Source organism: Sulfuriferula plumbiphila, assembly GCF_009938015.1.
GTDB lineage: Bacteria > Pseudomonadota > Gammaproteobacteria > Burkholderiales > Sulfuriferulaceae > Sulfuriferula > Sulfuriferula plumbiphila.
Genome location: NZ_AP021884.1, coordinates 1710675 through 1727366, shown reverse-complemented (window position 1 = coordinate 1727366; position 16692 = coordinate 1710675). Strand labels below are relative to the sequence as shown.

The following is a 16692-nucleotide window of genomic DNA, read 5'->3' as shown; positions in this document are numbered from 1 at the left end:
CATGGACGAGCATCCCCGTCTGGATCAAGGCTTGCCGCGGCGACGGCGCATAAGGCTGTACGCCGCAGGGATGACGAACAGCGACAACAGCGGCGCGGTCACCATTCCGCCCAGCATGGGCGCGGCGATACGCCTCATCACTTCGCTACCCGTACCGCTCCCCAGAAGAATGGGCAACAGACCGGCAATGATGACGGCCACCGTCATGGCCTTGGGACGTATCCGTAATACCGCGCCTTCGCGAATAGCATCAAGCAGCCCGGCATCGTCTCCTTGTGCTGATTCGCGGCGCGCATCCCAAGCGTTCTTCAGGTAGAGCAGCATAATCACGCCGAATTCGGCGGATACGCCGGCCAGCGCAATGAAGCCCACCCCGGTTGCCACCGACAGGTTGTAACCCATCAGGTAGAGAAACCACAGACCACCAGTGAGTGCAAACGGCAAAGTGACCATGATGAGACTGGCTTCATCAAAACGCTTGAAGATGAAGTAGAGCAGCACAAAGATAATCAGCAGCGTGGCCGGCACCACCAGCTTGAGGCGCGCGTTGGCGCGTTCCAGGTACTCGAACTGGCCGCTATATGCCACACTCATGCCGGGTTCCAGCTTGACCTGGCGCGCCACCGCCTGGCGCAGATCGGCCACTGTCGAAGCCAGGTCGCGGCCATTCACGTCAATATATACCCAACCGGTCGGACGAGAATTTTCGCTCTTGAGCATGGGCGGACCGTCGCTGATGCTGACTTTGGCTACTGTGCCAAGCGTGATTTGCTCGCCGCTGGGCGTGAGTATGGGTAGCCGCGTCAGCGCCTCGGGTGAACTGCGCCAGGCGCGATCGTAACGTACGTTGATGGGGAAGCGTGCCAGCCCCTCCACTGTCTCGCCCACATTTTCGCCGCCGATCAGACTCGCCACCACCGACTGCACGTCATTCACATTTAGCCCATAGCGGGCAGCGGCGCTGCGGTCAATGTCGACATTGATATAGCGGCCGCCGGTGAGGCGTTCCGCCAACGCAGAACTGACCCCCGGCACGGTTTTGGCGACCTGTTCAATCGCCCGGGTAACCCGGTCGATCTGGTCCAGGTCGCTGCCCGCGACTTTCACCCCGATCGGACTTTTGATGCCGGTGGCGAGCATGTCGATGCGATTGCGGATGGGTTGCACCCATAAATTGGTCAGACCCGGTACCTTGACCGCCTTATCAAGCTCCTTGAGCAGCAATGCAGGTGTCATGCCGGGACGCCATTGATCGCGTGGCTTGAACTGGATGGTCGTTTCGAACATTTCCAGCGGCGCCGGGTCAGTCGCGGTTTCGGCTCGCCCCGCCTTGCCGAAGACGCTCGCGACTTCAGGTACGGTCTTGATCATGCGGTCGGTCTGCTGCAATAGTTGCGTTGCTTTTTGCACGGACAAACCGGGTAGCGCAGAAGGCATATACAGCAGGTCGCCTTCGTCCATGGCCGGCAAAAATTCGCCGCCCAGCCGGCTCACCGGCCAGGCGCTGGTGAAGAAAATCAGCAGTGCAATCAGCAAGGTGGTTTTAGGGCGGCGCAACACGGCATCCAGCAATGGCTGATAGAAGCCGATGAGGAGGCGGTTGAGCGGGTTGCTGCGCTCGTCGGGAATACGGCCGCGAATCCAGTAACCCATCAACACGGGTACCAGCGTGACCGACAGGCCGGCCGCAGCCGCCATGGCGTAGCTCTTGGTGAAGGCCAGCGGGCCGAACAGCCGCCCCTCCTGTGCCTCCAGCGTGAACACCGGAATGAACGAGAGGGTAATGACCAGCAGGCTGAAAAACAGTGCCGGGCCGACTTCGACAGCCGCCGCCGTAATCACCTGCCAGTGTGCTTCGCCCTGTAGCGTCTCACCCTGATGCGCATGCTGCCAGGCCTCGATCTTCTTGTGCGCGTTCTCGATCATCACCACGGCAGCGTCCACCATGGCCCCGATGGCGATGGCAATCCCGCCCAGCGACATGATGTTGGCATTAATCCCCTGATGGCGCATGACGATAAAGGCGATCAATACCCCCAGCGGCAGCGACACGATTGCCACCAGCGAGGAGCGCAGATGCCAGAGGAACACCACGCACACCAGCGCGACGACGATGAATTCCTCGATCAGCTTGTGGCTGAGATTCTCCACTGCGCGGTCAATGAGCTGGCTGCGGTCATAGGTGGGAACAATCTCCACACCCGGCGGCAGGCTTTTTTTCAGTTCTGCCAGCTTGGCCTTGACTGCCGCGATCGTGGTGCGCGCGTTTTTACCGGAGCGCAAGATCACCACCCCGCCGACGACTTCGCCCTGCCCGTCGAGTTCGGCGACGCCGCGCCGCATTTCCGGTCCGATCTGGACATGCGCTACTTCGCCCAAGGTGACCGGCACGCCGCCCTGCCCCACTTTCAGCGGGATTGCGCGGAAGTCATCCAGCGTTTTCAGATAACCGGAAGCCCGCACCATGAATTCGGTTTCTGACATATCCAGCACCCCACCGCCGGTTTCCTGATTCGCGTTACGGATCGCTTCGATGACCTGCTGGTGGGTCACGCCAAAGCTGGCCAGTTTTACCGGATCGAGCACCACCTGATACTGTTTGACCATGCCGCCAATGGTGGCGACTTCGGCGACGTTGGGCAGACTTTTCAGCTCGTATTTGAGAAACCAATCCTGCAGGCTGCGCAGTTGAGCGAGATCATGCCGGCCGGTACGATCCACCAGCGCATATTCGTAGATCCAGCCCACCCCGGTCGCGTCCGGACCGAGCGCCGGCCTGGCGCCAGCCGGCAGCTTGCCCTGTAACTGACTGAGATATTCGAGTACCCGCGAGCGCGCCCAGTAAAGATCGGTACCGTCCTTGAATATTACATATACGTACGAGTCGCCGAAAAAAGAGTAGCCACGTACTGTTTTTGCGCCGGGTACCGACATCATGGTGGTCGTCAGCGGATACGTCACCTGATCTTCCACGATCTGCGGCGCCTGTCCCGGGTAAGGCGTGCGGACGATCACCTGCACATCGGACAGATCCGGCAGTGCGTCGATGGGCGTGGTCGACACCGACCATATCCCCCACGCCGTGACAAACAGGGTCGCCAGCAGCACCAGGAAGCGGTTGTTGACTGACCATTCGATGATGCGCCGGATCATTTTGCGCCTCCATTTTTCTCGAGACGTTCGACCATCAGGCCACTATCGGTTTCGCGCACCCCAACGCGCACCTTGTCGCCCACCTTGAGGCCCTGGACAAGTTGTGCACGCGCCAATGGAAAGCGCATGGTCATGCCGGGCATGCCCAGCGTCCTGAACGGACCGTGGGCGATGGTGACTTCGCCTTTGCCGATGCCGACGATACGGCCTTCTGCCTCATGCAGCGCTTCCGGTGCCTTTGCCGGTGCTGGCTTGGTACCTGGGTCGGCGCTGGTGTTAGGGGCGTCGGCAGCGGCAAAAATGCCTTGCAGGCTGGCATCCGAATCGATCAGGAACTGGCCGGAGGTGACTACCTTCTGGCCTTCACTCAGGCCACTCAGCAGCGCTGTTTTATCGCCCGCCTCGGCACCGGTTTGCACTTCTACCGGCCGGTAATGGCCGCCACTCTCGGCTACCATGACCATGGCCCCCTTGCCGGTACGGATGACCGCCTCGGTGGGTACCAGCAGCACACTTTGGCCATTACTCTCCGCCAGCCGCACCTGGGCAGTGAGTCCCGGACGCAGGCGACCATGCCGGTTGGGCAGCTCTACGCGGACTTTCAGGGTGCGGGTATCGAGGTTGGCTTCCGGCAGAATATCCGTCACGCGTCCCTGGATGACTTCACCCGGCAGCGCAGGCAGGCGCGCCTGCGCGCTTTGTCCGATGCGGATCTGCTGGGCCAGCGCCTCGGGCACGGCCACGTCGAGCCAGACCGTACCCAGGCCATTCACCTTGGCCAGGGTCTGGCCGCTCGTCACGGTCATGCCGGCGCGCACATCGAGTTCGCGGATAACGCCCCCCATGGGGAAGCTCACGGTCACCACGGGATGCGGCACGCCGCTGCGCTCCACCTGCCGGATCAGTCGGGACGGCATACCCAGCAGTTGCATACGTTGCCGTGCAGCGTCTATCAGTGCCGTCTCACCACTTTTTTTCAGCGCCAGGAACTCCTGCTGCGCACCACTCCATTCCGGCACCAGCAAGTCGACCAGCGGGCTTCCCGCCGTTACCCTATCGCCAGGCGCTCGCGCGAATACCCGCTCCACAAAACCCGCCGCGCGCGCCTGCACGATGGACACGTCGCGCTCGTTGAAAGCGAGCACACCTGTCGCTTCCAGGGTGGGTGTCAAGCTACCTCGGGTCACGCTGGCGGTGCGCATGCCCAGATTTTGCATGACCCTCGGATCGATTTTGACCGACGCAGCATCACCGCCTTCATCGGCATATTTCGGCACCAGCGCCATGTCCATGAAGGGCGATTTACCCGGTTTGTCGAAATGCTGCTGGGGCACCATCGGGTCGTACCAGTACAACACCTTACGCCCGGCCGGGGCTTGCGGAACAGCGGTCGTGGCCGTGCCTGGACCCGTCTGCGCGTGGTTTGCCCACCAGTAGCCAGCCGCCGTACCTGCGGCCAAGAATGCCAGCATCAGCGCGGCCAGTTTCAAGTGTTTTGCATTCATCATTTATTCTCCCCGTAGGCATAGTGGAGCCGCGCGGCGGTCAGAGCACGCTGGCCTTCAAGGTCGATGGCCTTGAGGCGGGCATCGATCCATTCGCTGCGCGCGGCAATCACCGTCGCCAGATCGGCCTGGCCGGCACGGTAAGCGGCCAACGCCAGTTCGACCTTCTCCTGTGCCAACGGCAACAGGCTGGCGTGCTGGCGCTGCACGGCACGGTCGAGCTGCCGGTATGCAGCCAGGTCGGTCGCCAGTATCTGGGCTTGTTCGCGCAGGGTTGTCTCGCGCTCGGCGTCAATGCGTACCAGTTCTGCACGTTTGGCGGCGATTTGCGGATCCTGGCGGCGCGCGGCAAACACCGGCAAGTCAAAGCTGAACTGGATGGAGGCCATGTCGCTGAAGTCCGGGCCACGCCGCTGGTAGGCGAGTTCCACACCCCAGTCGGGTTTTTTCGTGGACTCGGCTTCGCGCACTTCGGCTTCGGCCTGACGCGTCATCGAGTTAAAAACAGTGAGTTCAGGGTGCTGATACAGCTGGTGTTCGAGCGTTTCCGGCGTAATCGGCCAGAGCGGCGCCTCACCTGCCAGCGGCTCGCCGCCGGCTGCGCCAACCCAGCGCTTGAGGGCGGCCTCGGCATCGCTGCGTTCGCGCGCCAGCTGGTCGTGGCGATCCGCCAGTGCGGCTGCTTCCTGGCGTGGCAGTATGGTGTCCATTGCCAGACCCCGTCCCGCTGTAATACGGGTACGCACCGCCTCCGCCAGCAGCCGGTTTTCACGATACAGCGCATCGAATAACGCCAGCTTGCGTTCCACCGTGTAGCGGGCGATCCAGGCCAGTGCGGTTTCGCGCCGCACCTTGAGCCGTTCGATGCGGCGCTCGGCCGCGACCCGGGCTATGGTGCTCTGCGCCACATCTACACGTGCCTGGCGCTTGTCGGCATTGGGCACTTCCTGCTTCACCCCGATGCGCTGCATAGTCATGAAATCACGGGTGAGACTGAAGCGATCCGTTCCCGAAATGGGTAAGTTGTCGATGCCAAGCACCAGCTTGGGGTCGGGTAATTCTCCGGCGGGAATGGCTGCCTGGCGGGCAGCTTCGAGCCGCGCGTTCTCCATGGCCAGCGAAGGTGCATTACGCTCGGCCAGTTGCAAGGCTTCTTCAAAACTCAGGGGTGCGGCTACGGCGGGCGCAGCAAATGCCACCACGACGATAGCCAGTACATTCTGCCGCCATGTCGGTAACGGGAATGAAATCATGCTCCAAAACTCCTAGGATGAGCGCGCCATGGGCGCACATGCCCCTCACGCTGGGTGGGGGCAAACCAGATCAGAGAATCAGAGCAGGCGCGGCGGACGCCAGACGCCGGATGCGTCGCAGGAAATGACGCGGATGGTGGATTGCAGCAAGGGCTGCCCTTGCTGCAAAGGGAAGAAAACGGATTTTGCGGCCACTGCCTGGAACGGATTGACAGTTTTGCACATCGGGTCGCATTTGCACGGTTTGCCGTGTGGGTCCCCACTGCCGCCGTGCTGACAACAACATGCCTGAGCGACCGGCATCGAAGTCATATCCTGGTCTTGCTGCATGGGGCAATAGGGGGATACGGTCGCCAGCGCCGCGTAGCCATTTACCGGCAGCGCGAGGCTAAAAAGCAGAATCAGCAGCAGACGTATCACATCCATGGCCGGATCATATAACTTTCATTGCAGTTAGTGCAAATACCTGGCATCAAGCGTGCTGTGACTCATGCCGGTTGCGCCGTTTCACCTGTTCCAGGCGATACCAGGCATCCAGCACGCACGCCACTGACCAGGCCTGCGCCGGCGCGCCGCGCGGAGTATGCGGCGCATCGCCATCGAAAATTTCACTGATGCTGCCCAGCCCAGCCTCGCACAGGTGTCCGCGTATGGCATCAAGCCGCGACTGGGCCAGCTCCGCATCCAGGCTCACGCGGTATTCCGCCAGCGCATAATGCCCCAGCAGCCATGCCCATACCGTGCCTTGGTGATAAGCCGTGTCACATGCGCTCACTCCGCCTCGGTAGTGTCCGTGATAATTCGGGTGGCCGGGAGCCAGTGTGCGCAGGCCGAACGGGGTAAGGAGCTGGCGCTGCACGACGCCCACCACCTCAGCCTGGATGGATGGCGGCAACGCAGTGTGCGCCAGGCTTACCGCAATGATCTGGTTGGGGCGCAGCGTGGCATCGTTACCGTCAATGCCATCAATCACGTCGTACAAACCTGTTCCATCGCCTTTTATAAAACGCCTGAACCCCTGCCGTGCGTGCGCCAGGCGGGCGCGGTAGAAGCGGTCGCTGCATCCGGCCAGATCACAAAAATCGGCCATTACGGCCAGTGCGTTGATCCACAATGCGTTGATCTCGACAGGCTTGCCGGCACGCGGCGTTACTGGCACACCGGCACTGCATGCATCCATCCAGGTCAATTGCACACCCGCCTCACCCGCATGCAGCAGGCCATCGTGACGATCCACGGCAATGCCATGACGCGTGCCACGCAGGTACCAGCCCAGCAGCTCGCGCAGCAGGGGCAGGTTGCGCTTGAGCGCGGAGCGGTCGTCGGTCTCTTCGATGTAAGCGCGCCAGGCTTCGAAGTACCACAGCGTGGTATCCACTGTATTGTATTCAAGCGTTTCCCCTGCATCGGGAAAAAAACTGGGCAGCAAGCCTTGTGCCGCGTATCTGGCAAACCCCTCCAGAATGCGGCGCGCGGTATCGTAGCGCCCGGTAGCCAGGCACAGTCCGGGCAAGGCAATCATGGTGTCGCGTCCCCATTCGCCGAACCACGGGTAACCAGCGATGACCGCGTCAGTATGGGTATCATCGGCAAACCGGCGTTTGATCAAAAAACTGTCTGCAGCCAGCAGCAACTGGTCAATCCAGTCCGGTGCAGCGCCGTATTCACCCAACTGCACCTTGACCCGCTGCAGCAGTTGCGTAGCGCGTATTTGCTCAGCATGCATGGCTTCAGTCAGATAAGGCGACGCATCAGCTTCCAGCGAGGCGACGAATCCCGTCCACTCGCCAACCAGCAGCGGCAATGTGACCTGCCCTACACATAAATGCCCGTCGTGATCCGGCAAGCCGCGCTCAGTTTCCTGCGTCAACGCAAAATTCTCGATCCAGCTGTATTGCGGCTTGATAATTCCGCTGCGGGTACGAAAATGCAGCGTGTGATGGCTGTCGAGCAGAACTTTCAGATCCCCTCCGCTGACGTCAAGCGCCGGATTGAATACGCTGTGCCGGGTCAGGCCATGATGGTCGCGGGCATTCACCATCAGTCGCACACACAGACGCAGCTGGTCGCACTGAGCGTGCGCAGACAATAGCCGCCAGGCCAGGCAGGTGGTGTTTTCACCCGCCACCATCCAGATTCTGGCCTCGATTTGCAGGTCGGCGATGGCGTAGCGCCATACCGGCATACGCCCGTCGAGATAAAACGAAGTGAGTTGCAGATATCCTTGCGGCTCCAGCACATTCCCCAGCCAGCGGTTGCTGAACAATGGCCAGGACTGCTTGCCCAGCATCACCGTGGCATCGGCCTTGGCAAATACCAGCGTGCGCCCTGAGGGCGGGTGGAGGGGTGCCACCAGCAGACCATGGTAACGCCGGGTGAGGGTGCCCGCGATGGTGCCGGCCGCATAGCCGCCCAGCCCGTTGCTCAGCCACCACTCGCGCCGCTCTGCCTGGGCAAGATCACGGCAGGATTGCGCGTCAAAACGGATAAAATCGGGCAGCACGCAGTGCATGATGAACCTGGAGTTGGGGTCAGATCGCCTCGCGCATGCGCCCGAGACGTTTTTCGCTCATGCCACCCGGGCGCACCTGACGAATCGTGTTGGCTTTCACCAAGACGAAACTGGGCGTCGCAGCCACACCGGACGCCCGTGCCAGCGCCAGTGATTGCACCACATCCACCCTGATCAGATGGTGATGTGCCGGCTGCAATTGCGCGACCAGCGGTGCCATCGCCCGGCACCGGCCGCAATGTTCGGCGAAAAAGTAATAAACCCGGCGGCGTTCGCCGGCTGCGCTCTTATCCACGCTGCTGGTATCCGCAGCGGCTCGCCCCAGTACGCGTCGGGCGCGCCAGCAGGCTGCCAACTGCAGCGCCAGCAAGAATCCTGCACACACCCCCAGAGCCACGACCACCCACGTTTGCATACATCGTCTCCGTTAAATTGCACCGGAATCTGTAAAGGATAGGCCAAACCGGCATTCGGTTCCTTACATTTTTGCATACGCCGATTACACGCCCGCCTCCAGACTGACCAATGCCACCAGCGTATGTGCGGCCCCTGCGGCGACAGTCACGCGCGCATCGCCCGCGTTCACCGTTTCTACACACAGCATCTCCCGGTATTCATCAGCGGCCATGTCGGCAAAGCTTTTTTCTTTTTCTATCCATGGGTTCCACACCACAGTTGAAGTGCTACCTGATTTGGCAACACGGATCTTGCGGTTCAACTCCGCGTCATCAATCACACAATCGGTTGTAGTGTCGACATAAACCCGGTCGGTTTCGCCACTGAACCTGACCGCCCCGATCTGGGTGTCACGGACAAAACCCAACACTTTGTCCAGGTACTCGGTGTTTTCCAGCCCCAATACCCGGGTGTGCCTGATATTGCCCACACGGAAATAAGTATGCAGCCCCTCGCTGATCTCAAATGCCGTGGTACCGGCATTCCGCGTCACCAGTTCCATCTTGAGTGCCGCACCCACGGTGACAATCAGCTCCAGGTCGAAAGCATAATCCCACAGCGCACGGGTGGATTCGTCGTCTTTCATGCCGAACCGAATAAATACGCTATCGGCCATGCCCTGCCCGGTTTCGCGCACTTCCCACATGCGCGTGCGCACAAAACCATGGGCCGGTTTACCTGCCTCACCCGCCCCGAACCACGGCCAGCACACTGGTACGCCACCGCGCACCCCTTTACCTGGCTGATACAGCGCAGCACGGCTCACCCACAACACCGGCTGTTGCCCGTTTGGCTGCCATTCCAGCAGCTGCGCACCCTGTACTGCAATACGTGCGCTTGCGTGCGGTGTGGTAATTTCGACCACCGGCACACCCGCTGCGGCATCCATAAATTCAAGCCGGCCGGCGATGGCAAACTGCTGGTTGAGGATATCAGTGTGGTGTTCCATAACAAGCTCCATACGTAGGTGGGGAATATCGGCGTCGGGGAATTCCGCGCCAACGGGTTGAAAACCGGAGCGGGCATAAAATCCCGCTGCGTGGGCCTGGGCATTCAGATACAGCCAGCCCAGATGCCGCTGACGCGCGGCATGCAATACCGCATTCAGCAATGCGCGCCCGGCGCCTTTGCCGCGACAGCCTGGCAGTACCGCCATGCGGCCAATATGGCCATCGGCAAGCAGTCGAGCGCAGCCGATCGCGTTGCCATCGTCCAGTGCAATGAAATGGATCGCAGCCGCGTCCAGCCCATCCCATTCCAGCGCCTCCGGCACGCCTTGTTCCTCGATAAACACGGTGCGGCGCAGGTTAGTCAGCGTGGCAAAGTGCCGTTCCCAGCTTGCAATTTCGATCTGCAGGCTCATGCGGCCTCAACCCTTTCGGCGGCTTCTTCCTGCTGCATCGCCCACAGCCGCGCATACACGCCGTTTTGCGCCAGCAACTCACGATGGCTGCCGCGCTCCACGATTCTGCCCTGCTCCATCACCAATATCTGCTCGGCGTCGACGATGGTGGAAAGACGGTGCGCAATGGTCAGCGTGGTGCGCGATTTGGCGACTTCCTTGAGCTCGGCCTGGATGATTTTTTCGGTCGTCGTGTCGAGCGCGGAGGTGGCTTCGTCCAGGATCAGGATGGCCGGATTTTTGAGCAGCGTGCGCGCAATCGCCACGCGCTGCTTTTCGCCGCCGGATAATTTCAAGCCACGCTCACCCACGGGGGTATCCCAGCCCTTGGGCAGCGTTTCGATAAAGTGCAGGATGTGTGCAGCGCGCGCGGCCTCGACGATTTCTTCTCGACTGGCCTCGGGGCGGCCGTAGGCGATATTGTAATAAATGCTGTCATTGAACAGCACGGTATCTTGCGGCACGATGCCAATCGCGGCGCGCAGGCTGTGCTGGGTGACGCTGCGGATATCCTGGCCGTCTATGCTGATGCGCCCGCCAGTCACGTCATAAAAGCGGAACAGCAGTCGCGCCAGGGTAGACTTGCCGGCCCCGCTGGTGCCGACCACCGCCACGTTGTGCCCGGCAGGGATGGAAAAACTCACGCCATGCAGTATCTTGCGATCCGTGTCGTAACCGAAACGCACCTCCTCGAAACGCACCACACTGCCCCGGAGCTGCAACGGCATTGCCTCCGCTGCGTCCTGGATTTCGCGGTTGACGTGGAGCAGCCTGAACAGCCGCTCGATATCGGTGAGGGACTGTTTGATCTCGCGGTACATCACGCCCAGGAAATTCAGCGGGATGAACATCTGGATCAGGAAGGCATTGATCATCACCAGATCGCCGATGGTGAGCCTGCCCGCGACCACACCGCTGGAAGCGCGCAGCAGCATGATCGTCACGCCGGCGGCAATAATCGTCGCCTGCGCCGCATTGAGAAAACCCAGCGAGGTCTGGCTCTTGATCGCGACTTTTTCCCAGCGTTGCAGGCTGGCGTCATAGCGCCCGGCTTCGAAATCCTCATTGCCGAAGTATTTCACCGTCTCATAGTTGAGCAGGCTGTCGATGGCCTTGGTATTGGCCTGCGAGTCGAGTTCGTTCATTTCACGGCGGATATGAGTACGCCATTCGGTGATGGTAATGGTGAGCGCGATATACACCCCCAGCACCGCCAGGGTGATGGCCGCGAATACCCAGTCGAATCTGGCAAACAATATCCCCGCCACCAGGCTGATTTCGATCAGCGTGGGCAGGATGGAAAACAGGGTGAAGTTGATCAGCGAGGAAATGCCGCGCGCGCCACGCTCAATGTCGCGTGACATCCCACCGGTCTGGCGCTCCAGGTGAAAGCGCAGCGAGAGATTGTGCAGGTGGCGAAATACCTCCAGCCCCACGCGGCGGATGGCGTGCTGGGTAACCTTGGCGAACACGATGTCGCGCAAATCGGAAAATACCGTACTGGCCAGCCGCAATGCGCCGTAGCCCAACAGCAGCGCCACCGGTACGGCCAGCATCGCCTTGGGCTGGTTGAGCGAGTCCACCACCTGCTTCAATATCAGCGGTACGCCCACCACGGCGAGCTTGGCACCGATCAAGAAACCCAGCGCAAGGGTGACGCGCCATTTGTGTTCCCACAGATAGGGCAACAGCAGGCGGATAGTGCGCCAGTCGGCGGTGCCGGGCTGGCCGCCGTCAGAAGCAAAGCGACGCATGAGCAGTTCTCGATTAAAATGGGCGAAATTATCACTATTCTATCGGCACCATGCGCATTTACGGCATTTCCAATTGCACTACGGTCAAAAAAGCCCTGGCCTGGCTGGATGAACACGGCCAGGCTTACGAATTTCATGATTTCAAGAAAACCGGTGTAAACGTCGCGCTGCTGACCCCCTGGGCGCAGCAGGTGGGCTGGGAAAAACTGCTTAACCGCCAGGGCATGACCTGGCGTCAGTTGCCAGACACGGTGAAAGCCGGCGTCACCTCCCAGGAAGCCGCGTTTGCACTGATGATGGAAAAAACCAGCGTGATTAAACGTCCGGTGCTGGAACATGCCGGACGGATACTGGTGGGATTTAGCCCGGCGGATTACGCTGCATTAACAGGAGACTGAAATGAAAAAAATCATCCTGGCCGCTGCCATGCTGTTGACCACCCTGCCAGGGTGGGCGGGTAGCCCGGGCATTTACGAAAAAACCATTCCTGGAGAACTTGAAACAACATACAATTCAATTCATAACAATCTGGAAAATAATGGTTTTTACGTTATATTTGAACCGAATATCGGCAAAAATCTGGATGGTATGGCAACAAGATTCGGCAAGGATTACAACCTGAACAAACTCGAAGATATCCGTAGCATGGTGTTCTGCAATGCCGCGTTTGCCAATCGACTGTCCAATCTGGACCCCGCCGCGCTAGCGTTATGTCCCTTGCATATCACCCTGATTCAGAAGGCCGGGCAAACCACGGTGCTGTTCGTCAAACCCAGCATGGTGGCACAAGGCAGCCCGGCACAAGCGGTAGCACGCGAAATCGAAACCGAAGTTGTCAAATCCATTGAAGCAGCAAGCAAATAAACCCTATGACTGATACCCTTTCCCTCACCCAGCAGCTCATTTCGCGCCGCTCCAGCACCCCAGACGACGCCGGTTGTCAGGCCCTGATGCAAGAACGCCTGGCACCGCTGGGCTTTCGCTTTGAAACCATCACCTCAAACGGCGTCATCAATTTGTGGGCGCGCCGAGGCGAGGCCAGCCCGGTGGTGTGCTTTGCCGGGCATACCGACGTGGTGCCAAGCGGACCGCTGGATCAATGGCATTCCGACCCGTTCACGCCAACCATACGCGACGGCATCTTGTACGGACGCGGCGCGTCGGACATGAAAGCCTCGCTGGCGGCCTTTGTGACTTCGATAGAAGATTTCGTCGCCCGGCATCCCGGCCACACAGGCTCGATTGCCTTGCTGATCACCTCGGATGAGGAAGGTAGCGCCACCGATGGCACGGTAAAAGTGGTGGAAATGCTGGCTGCGCGTGGCGAAAAAATTGATTGCTGCATCGTCGGCGAGCCTACCTGTGTGGCGCAACTGGGCGACACCATCAAGAATGGCCGGCGCGGTTCATTGTCCGGGCGCCTTACCGTCAAGGGTATCCAGGGTCATATCGCCTACCCGCACCTGGTCCGCAATCCAATTCATCAGGCCGCACCCGCCATCGCCGAGCTGGCCGCGATTGAATGGGACAGGGGCAACGCATATTTTCCGCCTACCAGCTGGCAGATTTCCAATATTCACGGCGGCACCGGGGCAACCAACGTGGTGCCGGGTACGGTGGAGATCCGCTTCAATTTCCGCCACTCTACCGCCAGCAGCAAAGACAGTTTGAAAACGCGTGTTCATGAAGTGCTGGAACGTCACGGCCTGGAATACGATCTGGAGTGGGAAGAGTCGGGCAAGCCCTACCTCACGCCGCGTGGCAGCCTGGTGGAAGCCATCAGCGCCGCGATCAAGGAAGTCACCGGGCTGGATCCCGAGCTCTCCACCACGGGCGGCACTTCGGACGGGCGTTTTATTGCCGACATCTGCGCACAGGTGGTGGAATTCGGCCCGATGAACGCCAGCATCCACAAGCTCAACGAAAATGTGCCGGTCGCTGCACTGGAACCACTGCGCGCCATCTATCTGAAAACCCTGGAAAAACTGCTGAGCCAATGAGTCACGATTATTTTCACGATACCGATGCGCTGATCACGGTGCGCGACTGGTTGCGCTTCGGGGTGAGCCGCATGAACGCAGCCGGTTTGTTTTTTGGCCACGGCACTACCAATGCCTTCGATGAAGCCGCCTACCTTATCCTGCACAGCCTGCACCTGCCGCTGGACAGGCTGGATCCGTTTCTCGATGCCTGCCTCACCGAAGTGGAACGCGTAGAGTTGAAACAGGTATTTGAGAAACGCGTGAAACAGCGTATCCCTGCGGCGTATATCACGCATCAGGCATGGCTGGGAGAGTTCGCTTTTTATGTAGATGAGCGGGTGATTATTCCGCGCTCGTTCATTGCCGAATTATTGCGTGACCAGCTGATGCCGTGGATGGGAAACCCCGAAGCTGTGCAAACCGGGCTGGACATGTGTACAGGCTCTGGCTGTCTGGCCATCCTGATGGCACATGCCTTCCCCAATGCAGCGATCGATGCAGCGGATATATCCGCTGACGCGCTGGCAGTAGCCGAGCGCAATATCGCCACCTACCAGCTGCAGGCGCAGGTGCAAGCGATTCGGTCTGACTTGTTCGACCAGCTTTCCGGTCGCACTTATGACGTAATTGTAAGCAATCCACCCTACGTCAACACGCCCAGCATGGCGGCGCTACCTGCCGAATATCGGGCAGAGCCGGAACTGGCTCTCGCCAGCGGGGCTGATGGTCTGGAACATATCCGCGCCATCCTCACAGCCGCCCCAGCCCACCTCAACCCGGACGGTATCCTGATCGCCGAGATCGGCCATAACCGCGACGCGCTGGAGGCGGCCTTCCCGGATCTGCCACTGACCTGGCTGGACACCGGCGGTAGCGATGATTATGTATTTCTGGCGACACGAGAACAATTACTTGGCCAATAAGAAACGGCGTGGCTGAATCTGCCACGCCGCTTTTCTTTTGTTAACATGATCCAGCTACAAATCGCCCTTGGCACCGGCGTTGATAATCTCGATCAAGTCATTGCGCACCTTTGAAATTTTTTGCTTCAGCGCCTTGCTCATTTTGCCTTCCCTGGCAAGCTGATCCACATTCATGTCCATCATAATCAGCCAAACCTGTCCATTTTTGTCTTCGATCAATGCAACCCGACACGGCAGGAAAATAGCGTAATCCAGATTGAGGTCGACCAGTTCTTTGGCCGTGACCGCGTCGCAGAACTGGAAAATGGTCATGCGCCGCTGTGGTTTTCCCGTCACCGCCTCGACCTGTTTGGACAGCGGCAGTTCGGATACCAGTTTAATGTTGAGCGCATTGGCACGCAGCTTCATGGAATCCGCGGCGTCGTCTGCGCTCACCCCTTTTGCCAGCTGAACCTTGTAGACCTTCGGGAGTTGCAGGTCTGAAGCCGGGGTGGAGGGTTTTGCCTGGGCTAATGGCGCTGCCAGCATGAGACTCATGCCGACTATCCCGAAAAAACGTTTGAGTGATTTCATCTGGCTACCTCGCAAGTTAAATCTCAGAAACTCCGAATGCTACGCTCATTAAGATTAAACCGAATATCGTAAAATACTACCAGACAGGATGAGCCAATCAAAAATAGCCGGCAGGCTGCTGCAAGAATCGCTTATTTGACGATTTTCAGACGTGGCTTGGTTGGCTGGGGGGGATCGGGCTCTGGCGAATGTGCTGTATCGGTCGGCGTTTCCGGTGCAAAGCCCATACCCTCGCCATTTTCGCGGGCAAAAATGCCGACCACTGCCGCAATGGGAATTTGCAGCTCGCGTGAAATCCCGCCAAAACGGGCAGAAAACTGTATCCAGTCATTGTCCATGGTGAGATTGCGGGTGGCGCTGGCAGACAGGTTAAGCACGATCTGTCCTTCCTTGACGAACTCCATGGGCACCCTCGTATTCTGGTCAACTGCAACCGAGAGATGCGGGGTAAGGCCATTGTCCACACACCATTCGTAAATGGCGCGGATCAAGTAGGGTTTGGTCGAGATCGGGGGCATTACTTGCGCATGGCTTTTTCGTTGGGAGTAAGCGCCTCGATAAATGCAGGCCGGCTGAAAATGCGCTCGGCATATTTCAGCAGGTTGGCAGCTTGTCGTGGTAACTGAATGTCATAATGATCCAGGCGCCACAGCAAGGGGGCGATTGCTACGTCAAGCATGGAAAAATCATCATTCAGCATGTATTTCTGCTTGGCGAAAATCGGGGCAATCTGGGTCAGGCTGTCGCGCACCAGCGCGCGTCCTTTTTCCGCTGCTTTCTGGCTGCCGTGCTCAATAGCATGAACATGACTGAAAAGATCCTGTTCAAAATTGAACAGGAACAAGCGCGCGCGCGCGCGCATTACCGGATCAGCCGGCATCAGTTGCGGATGCGGGAAACGTTCATCTATGTATTCGTTAATGATATTGGCTTCATACAGAATAAGATCGCGTTCGACCAATACCGGTACGCGGTTGTAGGGATTCATCAGCGCCAGATCCTCGGGCTTGTTGTGCAAGTCCACGTCGATGATTTCAAAATCCATGCCCTTTTCATACAGGACGATACGGCAGCGCTGGCTATAGGGACAGGTATTGCCGGAATACAAAGTCATCATGATGCTTTACCCTGAAAATGACATGGCCGGCGGAATACCGCCGGCCGGGACGAACAATGACG

The 16692-nt window shown here is 59.3% G+C and carries 15 protein-coding genes; 4 read left to right on the top strand and 11 right to left on the bottom strand.

Features of this window, described 5'->3' with window-relative positions; translation table 11 throughout:
• Nucleotides 1-24: 24 nt before the first annotated feature.
• The 8 genes from GZH91_RS09010 to GZH91_RS08975 form a co-directional block, all read right to left on the bottom strand.
• On the bottom strand, nt 25-3153 hold the full coding sequence (locus GZH91_RS09010) for an efflux RND transporter permease subunit (protein ID WP_147074698.1): 3129 nt from the start codon (nt 3151-3153) through the stop codon (nt 25-27).
• Nucleotides 3150-4661 (bottom strand): efflux RND transporter periplasmic adaptor subunit, encoded by a 1512-nt coding sequence (locus GZH91_RS09005; RefSeq protein WP_223264624.1) that lies wholly within the window; start codon nt 4659-4661, stop codon nt 3150-3152. Before GZH91_RS09005 ends, GZH91_RS09010 begins: the two co-directional genes overlap by 4 nt.
• Nucleotides 4658-5911 carry a TolC family protein gene (locus GZH91_RS09000; protein WP_147074697.1) on the bottom strand — a complete coding sequence of 418 codons (1254 nt, stop codon included), beginning with the start codon at nt 5909-5911 and terminating at the stop codon, nt 4658-4660. The genes GZH91_RS09005 and GZH91_RS09000 overlap by 4 nt, the downstream gene beginning before the upstream one ends.
• A gap of 78 nt (nt 5912-5989) precedes the next feature.
• Nucleotides 5990-6337 (bottom strand): hypothetical protein, encoded by a 348-nt coding sequence (locus GZH91_RS08995; protein ID WP_147074696.1) that lies wholly within the window; start codon nt 6335-6337, stop codon nt 5990-5992.
• A gap of 46 nt (nt 6338-6383) precedes the next feature.
• On the bottom strand, nt 6384-8423 hold the full coding sequence (locus GZH91_RS08990; protein ID WP_147074695.1) for an amylo-alpha-1,6-glucosidase: 2040 nt from the start codon (nt 8421-8423) through the stop codon (nt 6384-6386).
• 19 nt (nt 8424-8442) lie between these two features.
• Nucleotides 8443-8838, bottom strand: a complete 396-nt coding sequence (locus GZH91_RS08985; RefSeq protein WP_147074694.1) for a thioredoxin family protein — start codon at nt 8836-8838, stop codon at nt 8443-8445.
• Nucleotides 8839-8922: 84 nt separating this feature from the next.
• Nucleotides 8923-10242 (bottom strand): aldose epimerase family protein, encoded by a 1320-nt coding sequence (locus tag GZH91_RS18325; RefSeq protein ID WP_147074693.1) that lies wholly within the window; start codon nt 10240-10242, stop codon nt 8923-8925.
• On the bottom strand, nt 10239-12035 hold the full coding sequence (locus GZH91_RS08975; protein ID WP_147074692.1) for an ABCB family ABC transporter ATP-binding protein/permease: 1797 nt from the start codon (nt 12033-12035) through the stop codon (nt 10239-10241). Before GZH91_RS08975 ends, GZH91_RS18325 begins: the two co-directional genes overlap by 4 nt.
• Nucleotides 12036-12085: 50 nt before the next feature.
• On the opposite strand from GZH91_RS08975, the gene GZH91_RS08970 reads away from it, so the two are divergent.
• From GZH91_RS08970 to prmB, 4 genes are read left to right on the top strand one after another with little or no spacing between them, the layout of a single operon-like run.
• A complete protein-coding gene (locus tag GZH91_RS08970) occupies nt 12086-12433 on the top strand; it encodes an arsenate reductase (RefSeq protein ID WP_147074691.1) in 348 nt (115 codons plus the stop codon).
• A gap of 1 nt (nt 12434) precedes the next feature.
• Nucleotides 12435-12899, top strand: a complete 465-nt coding sequence (locus GZH91_RS08965; protein ID WP_147074690.1) for a DUF302 domain-containing protein — start codon at nt 12435-12437, stop codon at nt 12897-12899.
• A gap of 5 nt (nt 12900-12904) precedes the next feature.
• Nucleotides 12905-14035 (top strand): succinyl-diaminopimelate desuccinylase, encoded by a 1131-nt coding sequence (gene dapE, locus GZH91_RS08960; protein ID WP_147074689.1) that lies wholly within the window; start codon nt 12905-12907, stop codon nt 14033-14035.
• On the top strand, nt 14032-14940 hold the full coding sequence (prmB, locus tag GZH91_RS08955; RefSeq protein ID WP_147074688.1) for a 50S ribosomal protein L3 N(5)-glutamine methyltransferase: 909 nt from the start codon (nt 14032-14034) through the stop codon (nt 14938-14940). Before dapE ends, prmB begins: the two co-directional genes overlap by 4 nt.
• 54 nt (nt 14941-14994) lie before the next feature.
• On the opposite strand, the gene GZH91_RS08950 is transcribed toward prmB, so the two are convergent.
• The 3 genes from GZH91_RS08950 to GZH91_RS08940 all read right to left on the bottom strand — a co-directional run bounded on the left by GZH91_RS08950 (nt 14995) and on the right by GZH91_RS08940 (nt 16630).
• A complete protein-coding gene (locus tag GZH91_RS08950) occupies nt 14995-15513 on the bottom strand; it encodes a DUF302 domain-containing protein (RefSeq protein WP_147074687.1) in 519 nt (172 codons plus the stop codon).
• Between the two features lie 131 nt (nt 15514-15644).
• Nucleotides 15645-16031: a ClpXP protease specificity-enhancing factor gene (locus GZH91_RS08945; RefSeq protein WP_147074686.1), complete on the bottom strand. Its 387-nt coding sequence runs from the start codon at nt 16029-16031 to the stop codon at nt 15645-15647.
• Entirely contained in the window at nt 16031-16630 is a 600-nt protein-coding gene (locus tag GZH91_RS08940) for a glutathione S-transferase N-terminal domain-containing protein (protein WP_147074685.1), read from the bottom strand. The genes GZH91_RS08945 and GZH91_RS08940 overlap by 1 nt, the downstream gene beginning before the upstream one ends.
• Nucleotides 16631-16692: the final 62 nt, after the last annotated feature.

Coding starts and splice junctions, on each gene's coding strand:
- GZH91_RS09010 (WP_147074698.1), bottom strand. CDS start 3,153: ATGATCCGGCGCATCATCGAATGGTCAGTCAACAACCGCTTCCTGGTG.
- GZH91_RS09005 (WP_223264624.1), bottom strand. CDS start 4,661: ATGATGAATGCAAAACACTTGAAACTGGCCGCGCTGATGCTGGCATTC.
- GZH91_RS09000 (WP_147074697.1), bottom strand. CDS start 5,911: ATGATTTCATTCCCGTTACCGACATGGCGGCAGAATGTACTGGCTATC.
- GZH91_RS08995 (WP_147074696.1), bottom strand. CDS start 6,337: ATGGATGTGATACGTCTGCTGCTGATTCTGCTTTTTAGCCTCGCGCTG.
- GZH91_RS08990 (WP_147074695.1), bottom strand. CDS start 8,423: ATGCACTGCGTGCTGCCCGATTTTATCCGTTTTGACGCGCAATCCTGC.
- GZH91_RS08985 (WP_147074694.1), bottom strand. CDS start 8,838: ATGCAAACGTGGGTGGTCGTGGCTCTGGGGGTGTGTGCAGGATTCTTG.
- GZH91_RS18325 (WP_147074693.1), bottom strand. CDS start 10,242: ATGAGCCTGCAGATCGAAATTGCAAGCTGGGAACGGCACTTTGCCACG.
- GZH91_RS08975 (WP_147074692.1), bottom strand. CDS start 12,035: ATGCGTCGCTTTGCTTCTGACGGCGGCCAGCCCGGCACCGCCGACTGG.
- GZH91_RS08970 (WP_147074691.1), top strand. CDS start 12,086: ATGCGCATTTACGGCATTTCCAATTGCACTACGGTCAAAAAAGCCCTG.
- GZH91_RS08965 (WP_147074690.1), top strand. CDS start 12,435: ATGAAAAAAATCATCCTGGCCGCTGCCATGCTGTTGACCACCCTGCCA.
- dapE (WP_147074689.1), top strand. CDS start 12,905: ATGACTGATACCCTTTCCCTCACCCAGCAGCTCATTTCGCGCCGCTCC.
- prmB (WP_147074688.1), top strand. CDS start 14,032: ATGAGTCACGATTATTTTCACGATACCGATGCGCTGATCACGGTGCGC.
- GZH91_RS08950 (WP_147074687.1), bottom strand. CDS start 15,513: ATGAAATCACTCAAACGTTTTTTCGGGATAGTCGGCATGAGTCTCATG.
- GZH91_RS08945 (WP_147074686.1), bottom strand. CDS start 16,031: ATGCCCCCGATCTCGACCAAACCCTACTTGATCCGCGCCATTTACGAA.
- GZH91_RS08940 (WP_147074685.1), bottom strand. CDS start 16,630: ATGATGACTTTGTATTCCGGCAATACCTGTCCCTATAGCCAGCGCTGC.